The 13118-nt window shown below is 72.6% G+C and carries 9 protein-coding genes; 1 reads left to right on the top strand and 8 read right to left on the bottom strand.

The window, feature by feature from the left end; translation table 11 throughout:
- Nucleotides 1-337 precede the first annotated feature (337 nt).
- The gene (locus ABZ444_RS30460; RefSeq protein ID WP_358004103.1) at nt 338-1441 is read right to left on the bottom strand and encodes a winged helix DNA-binding domain-containing protein; all 1104 of its coding nucleotides are present in this window, start codon (nt 1439-1441) and stop codon (nt 338-340) included.
- Between the two features lie 71 nt (nt 1442-1512).
- On the opposite strand from ABZ444_RS30460, the gene ABZ444_RS30465 reads away from it, so the two are divergent.
- The gene (locus tag ABZ444_RS30465; RefSeq protein ID WP_358004106.1) at nt 1513-2145 is read left to right on the top strand and encodes a LysE family translocator; all 633 of its coding nucleotides are present in this window, start codon (nt 1513-1515) and stop codon (nt 2143-2145) included.
- A gap of 7 nt (nt 2146-2152) precedes the next feature.
- Here ABZ444_RS30465 and ABZ444_RS30470 read toward each other — a convergent pair whose 3' ends face one another.
- The 7 genes from ABZ444_RS30470 to ABZ444_RS30500 form a co-directional block, all read right to left on the bottom strand.
- Nucleotides 2153-3847, bottom strand: coding sequence for an ABC transporter family substrate-binding protein (locus tag ABZ444_RS30470; RefSeq protein ID WP_358004109.1), 1695 nt, complete (start codon nt 3845-3847; stop codon nt 2153-2155).
- 19 nt (nt 3848-3866) lie between these two features.
- Complete coding sequence (locus ABZ444_RS30475; RefSeq protein WP_358004112.1) at nt 3867-5897, bottom strand: ABC transporter ATP-binding protein; 2031 nt, start codon at nt 5895-5897, stop codon at nt 3867-3869.
- Nucleotides 5894-6793, bottom strand: coding sequence for an ABC transporter permease (locus ABZ444_RS30480; RefSeq protein ID WP_358004115.1), 900 nt, complete (start codon nt 6791-6793; stop codon nt 5894-5896). The genes ABZ444_RS30475 and ABZ444_RS30480 overlap by 4 nt, the downstream gene beginning before the upstream one ends.
- A complete protein-coding gene (locus tag ABZ444_RS30485; RefSeq protein WP_358004118.1) occupies nt 6793-7776 on the bottom strand; it encodes an ABC transporter permease in 984 nt (327 codons plus the stop codon). Before ABZ444_RS30485 ends, ABZ444_RS30480 begins: the two co-directional genes overlap by 1 nt.
- An 83-nt stretch (nt 7777-7859) precedes the next feature.
- Entirely contained in the window at nt 7860-10208 is a 2349-nt protein-coding gene (locus tag ABZ444_RS30490) for an AAA family ATPase (protein ID WP_358004121.1), read from the bottom strand.
- Nucleotides 10209-10272: 64 nt separating this feature from the next.
- Entirely contained in the window at nt 10273-11169 is an 897-nt protein-coding gene (locus ABZ444_RS30495; RefSeq protein ID WP_358004124.1) for a haloalkane dehalogenase, read from the bottom strand.
- A gap of 15 nt (nt 11170-11184) precedes the next feature.
- On the bottom strand, nt 11185-12915 hold the full coding sequence (locus ABZ444_RS30500) for a hypothetical protein (protein WP_358004127.1): 1731 nt from the start codon (nt 12913-12915) through the stop codon (nt 11185-11187).
- Between the last annotated feature and the right edge of the window lie 203 nt (nt 12916-13118).

A 13118-nucleotide genomic window follows, 5' to 3' on the forward strand; every position in this document is an offset into this window, starting at 1 on the left:
GGCGGTACCGGGCGCCGCCGCCCTGATCGCTGGACGGCTCGGCGGTCACCAACGGAAAAGGGGGCCGCCCTGAAGAGTGACACCCTCGGCGACCAGCGTCGGGCGCCGGGCGTCTTCGGCGGTGGGTCGCCGATCGGCGTCCGGCCTGCGGAGTCCGTCAACGACACCCTCAAGGCCGGCTCGAACTGCACGGCGGCCGTACGGCCGCCGGCGTCGGCGCCCGCATCGCCCGGCGGATCCTGGCGTTGACCGCCGCCATCTGGCACAACCGCGACACCGGCCCGTCACCCAGTCGCTGATCGCCTACAACCGCTGACCCGACTCAGGACCTCCTAGTTCAGGCCGCCTGGAGCCCCAGCAGCGATCGCATGCGGCTCAGGGCGCGGTCGAGCGCGTCCTCGGGCAGCGGGGCGGCCAGGTCGAGGGCGATGGCGCCGTCTTTGGCCTCCCAGACGCCGGCGACCCGCCCCTCGTGCACCACCACGGGCGAGATCCACCCCGCCTGGCGGCTGACCTTGGGCTTGAGCGGCGGCGGGACGAGTGGGGCGAGGGTACGGGGCGCCCCCAGGACGAACTGGTCGAACCCCGGCAGCAGGTGGACCTCCCGCGAGGGCCGGGTGGCGGCCAGCTCGTCGGCGTGCTCGGCCAGCGCGTAGAGGACCGTGCCGTCGTCGGCCCTGACCTCCGCCAGCTCCGGGGCCAGCCCCTTGACCCACCCCCTGAGCACCGCCTTCCTGGCCACCCCGCCGAACAGCCAGGTGTCGAACATCTCCGGCGTGGCCGGGCCGTGGGCGCCCAGGAACGCCCGCAGCACCCGCACGCCCGCCTCCTCCTGGTCGGGCAGCGTCCCCGGCCAGCCCGGGACCCACGACCGCGGCGCGGTGAAGGTCACCTTGCCCTCGCGGGGCGGCCCGTAGCACAGCTCGCCCAGGCGGCTCAGCGGCTTGAGCAGCGCCCCCCAGCCGGACGTCAGCGCCGCACGGAGATGGGCGTCGCCGGTCAGCGCCACGATCGCGTCGACCAGCTCCTCGCGGGTCAGCGGCGATCCCTTCAGTGCCTCGGGGACGGCCTCGATGACGGCCTCGATCTCCGCGGCGGTCACGCCGTGGCCGCGCTGCCAGGAACCCTTCTCCCAGAAGCGCAGCGTGCTCAGCGCCGCGCACAGGCCGGCCAGCTCGTCGGCGGGCACCAGGTGGAGGGTGCCGCGCATGAGCCAGGTCTTGACCAGGGAGCGGTCGCTCCACAGGGCCCGATCGATCTCACCGGGGTCGGGCCGGGCGCTCCTGACCGCCACCGCGAGCTGGGCCGAGGAGGCGAGCTGCGCCTGCACCCCGCACAGCCGCCGGGCCACCGACACCGCGTCCGGCCCGTCGGCCGCCGCCACGAACTGCCTGCGCAGCCGCCAGGCGAGGATCTGCGGCCAGGTGAGCTCCATTGTCATGCGTCACTTCTACCGCCTACCACCGACAATCCGCACATTGGGCGAAAAAAGGGGATATGAGAAGATCAAGCATGCCTCTGGACGGTCACCTTCTCGCGCTGTTCGCCGTCACCACCATCGTGGCGATGATCACGCCCGGCCCTGACATGCTGTTCGTCCTGGGCTGCGGGATGCGGGGCGGCCCCCGGGCCGGGCTGCTGGCCACGGCCGGGGTGGCGACCAGCGAGGCGATCCACGTCGCCGTGGCCGCCGCGGGGCTGGCCGCGCTCTTCGCGGCCGTGCCGGTCGCCTTCACCGTCGTACGGATCGCCGGCGCCGCGTACCTGATCTACCTGGGCGTGCGGATGCTGCGGGACCGAAGGGGCGGCGTGAGCGACATGCCCGAGCCGGGCACCGGGATGTCCGGCCGCCGGGCCTACCTGAGCGGCCTGCTGACGAACCTGCTCAACCCCAAGATGGTCACCTTCACCGTCGCCTTCCTCCCGCAGTTCGTCGATCCGGGGCTGGGGCGGATGTGGCTGCAGTTCGCCGTGCTCGGCGCCGTCCTGATCGCCTTCGAGTTCGTCGTGGACGGCGCGGTGGGCGTGCTGGCCGGGCGCATCGGCGGATGGCTGCGCCGCAGCGCCGTCGCCCGCCGCCGGGTGAACACGGCGACGGGCGGCATCTTCGTCGGGCTCGGCGTGAAGCTGGCCGTGGAGCGTTGAGCGCCGGTCAGCCGGTGAAGCCGATGTCCTCGTAGCGCAGGTCGTAGAAGCCGCGCGCGCCGACGTTGGCCAGGGTCTGCTTGGCCGCCACGTTCTGCGGACGCTGGTAGAGCGGCAGGACGTTGACCAGCTTCCAGATCAGCCCGTCGGCCTCGTTCGTCTGAGTGCGGGCCCCGGCCGGGTCGAGGTTCTGGGCCGCCTTGTCCATGGCCTGGTCGATCTCCGGCGAGCCGGTACGGCCGAAGTTGGCGTTCCAGGTCTTGCCGTTCGCCGAGTTCGCGTAGATCCCGTAGCTGCTCGAGATCGGGTATGGCGTCCCGATGTAGGCGAATGGCGTGATGTCGAAGTTGCCGGGGATGACGTACTTGGTGAAGAAGTCGTCGCTCGGCACCGCCTTGATGGTGAGCTTCACCCCGATCTGGGCCAGCATGTTCTGGGCCAGCTCACCCTCCGACTTGCTGAGCTGCACCCCCGACGGCACCACGAACCGCAGGTCGAGCGGCTGCCCGTTCTTCTGCCTGACGGTCCCGTTCAGCTTCCAGCCGGCCGCGTCGAGCAGTTGCTTGGCGCGTTCGGGGTTGTAGACGCCGAGATTTCCGGCGTTGTCCAGGTATCCCTCCTGGGTGTTCATGAAGAAGTGGTTGTTCAGCAGCGCGATCGGCCAGTCGAGCCCCTGCAGGTCGGACTGCGCGATGGCCTGCCGGTTGATGCCGAGCTGGATGGCCTGGCGCACGTTCACGTCTTTGAGCGGCTCGCTCGACCCGTTGAAGGTGAAGTGCCGGAAATCCGGCCCGGCGGCCTGGCGTACCTGGGCGCCCTGCGTGGCCCTGGCCCGCGCGTAGTCGGGCGCGGACGGCCCGACGTCGATGAGGTCGAGCTCCCCGTTGCTGAACGCGCCGATCAGCGAGTCCTGCTCCGAGGCCCGGTAGATGATCTGGTCGAGCTTGGCCCGGTTGCCCCACCAGGCGTCGTCCCGGACGATCGTGATGGTCTTGGCCGTCTGGTCGAAGCCCTTGAACTTGAACGGCCCGGCGGTCACCGGGATCTTGTTCAGCCACGAGGTGTTGAAGGCCTGCGGGGTCCGGTTCGTGGCGGCCGGCAGCAGCGGCCCGAACAGCGACTGCCAGTCGCCGAACGGCTTGGTGAAGGTGACCTTCACCTCGTGCTCGTCCTTGCCCCGCTCGACCTTCTCGATGTCCTGGTAGCCGGTGGCCGAGACGATGTGGAACTCGGGGTTGCGCCCGTTGAGCGCCTGCCACTGGGCCTGATAGTCGGCCCAGGTGATCGGCTGCCCGTCCGACCACTTGGCCTTGGGGTTGAGCGTGTAGGTGACGACCTGCTTCGGGCTCTGGTCGGTGACCTTGGCGTCGAGCACGTAGTCGGTGTCGACGGTGATCTCCGCCTTCTCGTCGGAGACGAACGGCGAGGGCAGCAACGCGTTGCTGATCACGGCCGCCATCGCCAGGTTGCCGTCGACGTGGTTCCTGTTCCACTGGGTGGGGAACTCGTTGATGCCCCAGCGCAGCGTGCCGCCGTCCTTGACCTTGTCGCGCGGCTGCGGGTTGATGTCGAAGGCCTTGATGGTCTTGTGCGCGCCTTCCGTGCCGCTCGCCGAGCCGCCCCCCGAGCCGCCGCCGCCACAGCTCACCAGCGACAGCGAGCCGGTCACGGCGACGGCCACGACAAGACGTGAAGCTTTCATCGAGCGCATTCCTCCTGATCTAGACGACGTCGAGCCTCTCGGCGTAATGGCAGGCCGCGCCCTGGTCGTCGGCCACCGGCAGCACCTCGGGCTCGACGCCCACGCAGAGCGCGCGCTCGTCGTCGGTGAGCACCGAGCGGAACTTGGGGCAGCGGGTACGGAAGCGGCAGCCGGTCGGAGGGTGGGCCGGGCTGGGCAGGTCGCCTTCGAGCAGGATGCGCTCGCGTACGCGCTCGCGCGCCGGGTCGGGCAGCGGGATCGCCGACAGCAGGGCCTGCGTGTACGGATGCGCCGGAGCCCCGTAGACCGCGTCGACCTGCCCGATCTCGGCGATCCTGCCCAGGTACATGACCGCCACCCGGTCGGCGATGTACCGCACCACCGCCAGGTCGTGCGCGACGAACAGGTACGACAGCCCGAGCCTGGACCGCAGCGAGCCGAGCAGGTTGATGATCCCCGCCTGGATCGACACGTCGAGCGCGGAGACCGGCTCGTCCAGCACCAGCAGCCTGGGCTCCAGCGCCAGCGCCCTGGCGATGCCGATGCGCTGCCGCTGGCCGCCGGAGAAGTCCTGGGGGTAGCGGGCGGCGTGCGCCGGGTCGAGGCCCACCAGGGCGAGCAGCTCGCCCACCCGCCGGCCCGGCCGGCGCTCCCCGTGAGTGCGCAGCGGCTCGGCCAGGATGTCGTAGACCGTCATGCGCGGGTCGAGCGAGGCCATCGGGTCCTGGAAGACGACCTGCATGTCCCGCCGGATCGCGGTGCGCCCGGCGCCGTCCAGCCGGGCGGTGTCGCGGCCGAGCACGACCACGCGCCCCTCCTGCGGCGGGACGAGCTCCAGGATCTGGGTGAGCGTGGTGGTCTTGCCGCTGCCCGACTCGCCGACCAGGCCCAGCGTCTCGCCCCGGCGGATGTCGAAGCTGACGCCGGCCACCGCGTGCACCGTGCCGACCCTGCGCTTGAACAGCGCCCCCTTGAGCAGCGGGTAGTCCTTGACCAGGCCGTCGACCTCCAGCACCGGCTGCTCGGCGCGGACCGCGGGGGCGACGGGCTCACCGGCCGCGTGGCGGCCGGGGCCCTGGGGGCGGACGACCTCCCAGCGGATGCACGCCGCCCGGTGGCCCGTCGCCACATCGAACAGCGGCGGCTCGGCCGCGTCGCACTCGTGGATCTTCAGCGGGCAGCGCGGCGCGAACGGGCAGCCCGGCGGCAGCGCCGCGGGGGAGGGCGGGTTCCCGGCGATCGGCAGCAGCGGCTGCCGGCCGCCGCGGTCGACCCGCGGGATCGAGGCCAGCAACCCGGCCGTGTACGGCATGCGCATCCGGTAGTAGATGTCGTCGACGTCGCCGATCTCGACCGGGCGCCCGGCGTACATGACCAGGACCCGGTCGGCGAAGCCGGCCACCACGCCGAGGTCGTGCGTGATCATGATGATCGCCGCGCCGGTCTCCCGCTGGGCCTTCTTCAGCACCTCCAGCACCTGCGCCTGGATGGTCACGTCGAGCGCGGTGGTGGGCTCGTCGCAGATGATCACGTCGGGGTCGTTGGCGATGGCCATCGCGATCATCACGCGCTGCCGCATGCCGCCGGAGAACTCGTGCGGGAAGGCGAGCGCGCGCTCGCTCGGCGACGGGATGCCGACCAGCTCCAGCAGCTCGACGGCCTTGACCGCGGCGTTCTCCTTGGTCACCCGCTGGTGGATGCGGACGGCCTCGGCGATCTGGTCGCCCACCCGGTAGACGGGCGTGAGCGCCGACAACGGGTCCTGGAACACCATCGACACGGTCTTGCCGCGGAAGCGGGTCAGCTCCCGCTCGGAGGCGCCGATCAGCTCCTTGCCGTGCAGGCGCACCGACCCGGTGACCCGGGCGCTCGGCGGCAGCAGGCCCATGACCGCGGCCGAGGTGACCGACTTGCCCGACCCGGACTCGCCCACGATGCCCAGCACCTCACCCGGGCTCACCGAGTAGCTGACCCCGCGCACCGCGCGCACGTCGCCGAAGGACACGTGGAGGTCGCTGACCTCCAGGACGGGGTTCGCCGCCGGCCTCATCGCCGCGCCGCCGGGTCGAAGGCGTCGCGCAGCGCGTCGCCGATGAGGTTGACCGCCAGCACGGTGACCACCAGCAGCCCGGCCACGAACCAGAACGTCCACGGCGCGTAGACCGCCGTGCGCGAGCCGTCGGCGATCAGCGTGCCGAAGGACACGTCGGGCGGCTGGATGCCGAACCCGAAGTACGACAGCGAGGTCTCGGTCAGGATGGCCGCGCTGACGTTGAGCGTGGCGTCGACGATGAGCAGCGAGGACAGGTTGGGGATCACGTGCCGGAAGATGATCCGCACCGGCGGCACCCCCATGAAGCGGGCGGCCTGGATGTACTCGCGCTCCTTCAGCGAGATCGTCATCCCCCGGACGATCTTCGAGGTCACCATCCACAGGAACAGCGCCAGCATGACCACGAACAGCACCCACTGCCCGGCCCCGAACAACGGCGACATGATCGCCAGGATGAGGAACGCGGGCAGCACGAGCAGCAGGTCGGTCACCCAGCTCAGCGCCCGGTCGGTCCAGCCCAGGAAGTAGCCGGAGAAGGCGCCCACCACCGCCGCGACCGCCGTGGACACCAGCGCCGCCAGCAGGCCCACGATCAGCGACTTCTGCATGCCGCGCAGGGTCACCGCGTAGACGTCGGCGCCGGTCTGGAGCGTTCCGAACCAGTGCCGCGGCGAGGGCGGCTGCAGGAACGCCGTGAAGTCCTTGTCGGTGTAGGACCACGGGCTGAACAGCGGCCCCACGAACGCCAGCAGGAACATCAGTGCCAGCACCGCGAACCCGACCAGCCCCTGCGCAGAGTGGAAGAAGCGCCCGGCCACCACCCGCAGCCGCGACGGCGCCCGGCCCAGGTCACCGGTCAGCTCCTCCGCCAGCTCCTCGTCGGAGAGCGTCATCACGCCCGCACCCTGGGGTCGAGCGCGGCGTGCAGCAGGTCGGAGGCGAGCGCGGCGCACAACACGGCCACGGCGGCGAGGAAGGAGATCGCCGCCACGGTGTTGACGTCGTTGGTGAAGATCGAGTTGATCAGCTGCTCGCCCAGCCCGTGCCAGCCGAAGATCTTCTCGGTGAAGGTGGCCCCGGTCAGCAGGGTGCCGAACGTGAAGGCGAAGTAGGTGGCCACCGGGATCAGCGCGGTGCGCAGCGCGTGGCGGGTCAGCGCCCGGCCCCTGCTCAGCCCCTTGGCCCTGGCCGTACGGACGAAGTCGGCGCCGAGCACGTCGAGCATCATGTTGCGCTGGTAGCGGCTGAAGACCGCGACCAGGCCGACGGACAGCGAGATCGTCGGCAGGATCAGGTGTTGCAGCCGGTCGAGCACGTAACCCCAGAACCCGGTCTCCAGGCCGGCGCTGTACTCGCCGCTGACCAGCAGCACCTGGCGGCCGAAGAGGTTGTCGTTGGCCCAGGCGGCGGCCAGGATCAGCATGTTGGCCAGCACCACGACCGGCACCGCGAGCACGACGAACGACAGGCCCGTCGAGAGCCGGTCGAACCAGCCGTACTGCCGCACCGCCGCGTACGCGCCCACCAGCACCCCCAGCAGGCTCCCGAACAGCAGACCCAGGATGACCAGCCGGAACGTGACCCCCATCCGCCGCCTGAGGTCGTCGTTGACCGGCGAGCCGGTGACCGTCCTGCCGAAGTCGCCGTGCAGCACGCCCGCGGCCCAGGTGGCGTAGCGCTGCAGCAGCGGGGTCTTGTCGTTGAGGTTGAGCGCGGTGAGCTGGGCGTCGACGACGGCGGGCGGCGGTTTCGGGGTGCGGTCGGCGTAGTTGGAACGCGGGTCGAGCGCCCCGGCGGCCAGCAGGTACGCCAGGCTCGCGGCCACGCCGACCAGCACCACGTAGTTGAGCAGCCTGCGGGCCAGGAACCCCGCCATCGTCCCCCTCCCGGATGCGCACGATAGGTAGTCATACTGCTACAGCCAGCAGCATCGTGGCGCGGGGAAATGCCAAAGAGGGGTTAACGTCCGGAAAGTTCGTCCACGGCGGTGCGCACGTCGTCGCTGGTGATCGTCGTGAGGTCGGCGGCGCTGGCCGACCCGCCGCCCGACGCGTGGGCGGCCAGGCGCACGTCGCGGCGCATCGCGGCCCGTTCGAACAACGAGCGGGCGAAGCGGCCGTTGCCCAGGCCGTCGATCAGCCGTTCCTCGCACACCCAGGCGAACACCTCGTCGAGGTCGCGCAGGGCCTGCTCGTCGAAGCTGTCGCCGGCCTTGCCGGCCAGCAGCACCGCGATCTGCGACAGCTCGCGCGGCGAGTAGCTGGGGAAGGCCACGCGCTGGTTGAACCGGCTGGCCAGGCCGGGGTTGGTGGCCAGGAAGGAGTCCATCTCGCGCGGGTAGCCGGCCAGCACGATGACCAGCCGGTCGCGGTCGTCCTCGGCCCGTTTGAGCAGGGTCTGGACGGCCTCGGAGCCGAAGGCGTCGCCGCCCGCGTAGCCGGGGTTGACCAGGCTGTAGGCCTCGTCGATGAACAGCACGCCGCCGAGCGCCCGGTCGACCAGCTCGTTGGTCTTGATCGCGGTCGCGCCGAGGTGCTGGCCGACCAGGTCGGCCCGGTGGGCCTCGACGACGTCGGGCCTGGCCAGCAGGCCGAGCGCGGCGAAGACGCGGCCGAGCACCCGCGCGACGGTGGTCTTGCCGGTGCCGGGCGGCCCGGCGAAGACGAAGTGGCGCATCTGCGGCGGCGTGGGCAGCCCGCGCTCCTGCCGCATGCGGGCCACCTGGAGCTGGGCGGCGATGGCGTGCACCTGCCGCTTGACCGGCTCCAGACCGGCCATCGTGTCGAGGTCGGCCAGCGCCTCCTCCAGCGTGGGCGTGGCCACGTAGCCGCGGAAGCGGGCGGTCAGCTCCTCGAACGCCTTGGTCACGTCGGGCGTGGTGGTGGTCACCAGGTCGTGGGTGGTCGGGGTGCCGCCGGCGCCCACCACGCGCACGTCTCTGGCCTGCGCGGCGGCCTCGACCAGGCTGCGCACGAACCGGGCGTTGCCCAGCTCGTCGACCAGGCCGCGCCGCTGGACGTCCTCGTAGAGGCCGAGCAGGGCGCGCCCGGCGTCGGGGGCCATCGTGTCGCCCCGGCGCCGCTGGAGCACCTCGGTGATCTCGGCCAGCTCGGGGGCGGAGTAGCTGGGGAAGCGCACCCGGGTGGCGAACCTGCTGGCCAGGCCCGGATTGCTGGACAGGAACGAGGCCATCTCCTGCTCGTAGCCGGCCAGGATGATGATCAGGCGCTCGCGGTCGTCCTCGGCCCGCTTGAGCAGGGTCTGGACGGCCTCGGCGCCGAACCTGTCGGGCTGGCCGTCGGAGGAGTTGACCAGGCCGTAGGCCTCGTCGACGAACAGCACGCCGCCGAGCGCCCGGTCGACCAGCTCGTTGGTCTTGATCGCGGTCGCGCCCAGGAACTCGCCCACCAGGTCGGCCCGCTGCGCCTCGACCACGTAGGGGGTCTCCAGCAGGCCGAACGCGTAGAAGATCTTGGCCAGTGCGCGGGCCACGCTGGTCTTGCCGGTGCCCGGCGGGCCGACGAAGACGAAGTGCCTGGTCGGGCGTTCGGCGGTGTAGCCGGCCTCGGCCCGCAGCCGGGTGGCCTCGATGGAGGCGGCGATCGAGCGGACCTGCTCCTTGACCGGCGCCAGCCCGATCATGCCCTCCAGCTCGGCCAGCGCCTCCTCGACGGAGATCTGCGGCGGCGCGCCCGCCTTGTCGGCCTGCGGCTCGGGCCGGCCCTCGCGGGCGCGCACGCGCACCTGCTGCTCCTCGGCCGACAGCTCGGCCTTGGCCCGGCGCGCCTGGAGGAACCGGTGGACCAGCACGACGACGGCCGCCAGGCAGGCGCCCCAGAGCGCGACGGCGGCCGACACGAAGGAGAGCCCGAAGGCCAGCACCCCGGCCGGCACGAGCGCGGCCAGCGTGGTGACCCACGGCGTGACCCAGCGGACGAGGTGGGCGGCGGCGGCCACGGGCAGGGCGAGCCCGACCATCGCGTGCAGCGCCATGGAGCCGGGGGGGAAGCGCCAGGAGAACAGCGGCAGCGCCAGCACGACCCAGCCGGCCACGACCAGCGCGGTCGCGGCGGCGCGCGGGAAGCGCATGGTCAGCGCCACGAAGGCGAGGGCCAGCAGGACGAGGGGGAACGTCTTCAGCAGATCCCAGCCGAGCGCCGCGCCCACGCCCATGACGACGATGAGCAGCACGGCGTAGAGCACCCGGCGCACGGCGGGGGGAATCTGGAAATAACGCAGTCTCACCTGCTCGAACAGATCCCGCGCCGCGGCCCGCCCCGCGGCCTGGGCCCTGTCGGACTCACGCATCACGCCTCCCCGGTCCGCCCCCGGTTATACCGCACCCGACCGACGATTGGGCGGGCCTGACACGCTAGGTGGAGGTCACGAAAAGGGCGATCCGACGTCCGAGTTCGGTGCCGGCGTCCTCCTGGAGGAAGTGGCCGGCGCCGGCGATCACGGGATGGGACAGCCCGGCCGTGCCCGCGACGGCCTTGAGCATGATGGGCGCCATGCCGCCGGTGATGGGGTCGCCGTCGGAGAAGGCCACCAGGAACGGGCGGTCCAGCGTGGTGAGGATCTGCCAGGCAGCGCGGTTGGCGGGCGCGGCGGGGTCGTCGGGCGTGGTCGGCACGAGCCCGGGCAGGGCACGCGGGCCCGCTTTGTACGACTCGTCCGGGAACGGCGCGTCGTAGGCCGCCCGCACCTCGTCGCTGAGGCGCGTCCGGCAGCCCGCCTGGACCAGCCGGGCGATGTCCAGCGTGGGGGCGCTCGCGACGGTGTCCCTGAAGCGGTGCCAGACGTCGGGCATGGGAATGTCACCCGAGGGCAACCCCGTGTTGGCGGCCACGATCCTGGCCACGCGCTCAGGGTGCTCGGCGGCGATCCGCAGCCCGATCAGGCCGCCCCAGTCCTGGCCGACGACGGTGACGCGGTCCAGGGCCAGCACGTCGAACAGCAGCGCGCGGGTCCACTCGACGTGCCTGGCGTAGGTGTGCTCGGCGGGGTCCACGGGTTTGTCCGAGCGGCCGAAGCCGATCAGGTCGGGGGCGATCGCGCGCAGCCCGGCCGCGGCCAGCTCGCGCATGACGTGGCGGTAGAGGAAGGACCAGCTCGGCTCGCCGTGCAGCAGGACGACCGGCTCGCCGTCCGCGGGGCCGGCCTCGACGTAGGCCATGCGCGGGCCGTCCGGCAGGTCGGCGTGGCGGGGCTCGTAGGGGAAGTCGGGCAGGCTCGCGAAACGCTCTTCGGGGGTGCGCAGGGTCCGCATAGAACAAAACTCTATTCACCGTCGCTGGTGCCTGCCGGGGAACTCGCCGACGAGCACCTGCTTGGGGGTGACGCGCAGGACGTCCGGGCCGGCCAGGGCGATGCCGCGTACCTCCACCCAGAACCGCCGCTGCAACGGGTCGGCCGCGAACACCGCGACGCGCGGGTCGGCCGCCACGCCCTCCCACGCCTCGGGCCCGGCGATCAGCCGCAGCTCGCCGGAGGAGGTGACGGACCCGGCCGCGCCCACGACCCGGGGGCCCGCGGGGTCGCCGTAGGACAGGACGAGGCTCCTGGCGTAGGAGAACGCCTGGCGCGCCTCCGGGGTCAGGGCCACCGAGGGCGCGCCGCCCATGGGCAGGTCGCACATGACGAGCGAGGCCCGCCAGGGCCCCGGCGCGCCGCGCCACCACGCGCGCAGGGCGTGCGCCGCGAACACCGTCATCGCCGCGCCGAGCGCGCCCAGCCCCGCCCGCCATCCCCACGCCGACCCCAGCGCGCCGCCGACGGCGCAGCCGAGGGCGGCGAGCGCCACGAGACCTCCCGCGGCGAGCAGCCACCCGTCGCCCCCGCGGCGGGCCCGCAGCCAGGCCCGCAGCATCGGTAACGGCACCGCCACCGCCGCCACCGCGGCCCGCGGCTCGACCGCCAGCGCCCCGCCGACCAGCGGCACCAGCACCGACCAGGTCCTGATGAGGACGATCCACAACGTCACGCCGGCGTTCCTGGCCGCCGTGCGCTCGTCCGTGGCGCGGGCCAGCTCGGCCAGCGCGGGCATCGGCCGCCCACGCCACGCCTCCGCCAGCACCCGGACGACGGCCAGCGCCGGCCACATCAGCACCACGATCCCGGCCAGCCCCGCCCACACCGGATCCCGCCAGGACGGCGCCGCCGGCACCGCGCCCAGCAGCAGCCACCCCGCGAACGCCGGCACCGACAACCCGGCCGACACCACGGCCGCGCCCAGCCAGGGATCGCGCCCGGCCATGGCCGGCACGTACGCCCAGACCCCCACCCGCCGCGCCTGCCGGACCGTCAGCGGCACCAGCGCGGCCAGCGCGGCGAACCCGCACCACCGGGCCCACACCGCCGAGTCGAGGGCCGGCGCGGCCGCCGTGACGGCGATCGTGGCCAGGGCGAGCAGCATCCGGGCCTGGCGCGCCCACACCTCCAGCGCCCGCCTGGCGCGTCCCGTCTGGCGTGGGTCGACCGGCCAGGCGGGGTCGTGGTGCGGGCGCGGACGGTCCCAGCGCAGCAGGCACAGGGCCAGGTTCACGCGGGCCTGCGGATGGGCGGGGGCCGTGGCGAGCGCGGCGCGGTAGGCCCGTCCCGCCTCCGGATGGTCGCCGCGCAGCAGCGCCAGGTCGCCGAGCAGGACGTCGGGGTCGGCCTCCTCGGGGGCGAACCGCGCGGCCAGCACGGCGTCGGCGACCGCAGCGGACCAGCGGCCGGGGATCCGGCGGGAGATCGCGGCCAGGCGCAGGCGGGCGGACCAGGAGCCGGGCGCGAGGTCCACGGCGCGTTCGGCCGGGGGGAGGGCGTCGGCGTCGCGGCCCTGGCGTTCGTGGGCCAGGCTGATGAGGCGGCAGGCCCATTCGTCGCCGGGGTCGAGGTCGGCCGCCCGGCGCGCGGCCTCCAGCGCCGATTCGGGACGGCCCGCGTTCAGCCTGGTGAGGGCCTCGGTGCACCACTCGCGTGAGGACTTATCGGAAATATCGTCTTTCCCGGCACTTCCGTCGTTCCCCACGGCTCCCATGATCGGGTGACGAATGGAGGTTGGGTAGATCCGGACATATGGCTGTATCTCACTAGAGAGGTGGGGGGCGTCGCGGATCGGCCCATACCGCTATGCCGAGCGCCTGGCATGGCCTAAGCTGCCACGCAAGCCGGAGTGGGGAGCCACGGCAGGAGAGGGCGCGAGACCGCCCCCGTGAGTTCCCCCGCTTTCGA

Origin of the sequence: Nonomuraea sp. NPDC005730, from assembly GCF_040630865.1 — a bacterium.
In the GTDB taxonomy this organism is placed as follows: Bacteria; Actinomycetota; Actinomycetes; order Streptosporangiales; family Streptosporangiaceae; genus Nonomuraea.

What these genes read in the sequence shown, in the direction of transcription:
- ABZ444_RS30460 (WP_358004103.1), bottom strand. Translation starts at nt 1,441, where the DNA reads ATGACAATGGAGCTCACCTGGCCGCAGATCCTCGCCTGGCGGCTGCGC.
- ABZ444_RS30465 (WP_358004106.1), top strand. Translation starts at nt 1,513, where the DNA reads ATGCCTCTGGACGGTCACCTTCTCGCGCTGTTCGCCGTCACCACCATC.
- ABZ444_RS30475 (WP_358004112.1), bottom strand. Translation starts at nt 5,897, where the DNA reads ATGAGGCCGGCGGCGAACCCCGTCCTGGAGGTCAGCGACCTCCACGTG.
- ABZ444_RS30485 (WP_358004118.1), bottom strand. Translation starts at nt 7,776, where the DNA reads ATGGCGGGGTTCCTGGCCCGCAGGCTGCTCAACTACGTGGTGCTGGTC.
- ABZ444_RS30490 (WP_358004121.1), bottom strand. Translation starts at nt 10,208, where the DNA reads ATGCGTGAGTCCGACAGGGCCCAGGCCGCGGGGCGGGCCGCGGCGCGG.
- ABZ444_RS30495 (WP_358004124.1), bottom strand. Translation starts at nt 11,169, where the DNA reads ATGCGGACCCTGCGCACCCCCGAAGAGCGTTTCGCGAGCCTGCCCGAC.
- ABZ444_RS30470 (WP_358004109.1), bottom strand. Translation starts at nt 3,847, where the DNA reads ATGAAAGCTTCACGTCTTGTCGTGGCCGTCGCCGTGACCGGCTCGCTG.
- ABZ444_RS30480 (WP_358004115.1), bottom strand. Translation starts at nt 6,793, where the DNA reads ATGACGCTCTCCGACGAGGAGCTGGCGGAGGAGCTGACCGGTGACCTG.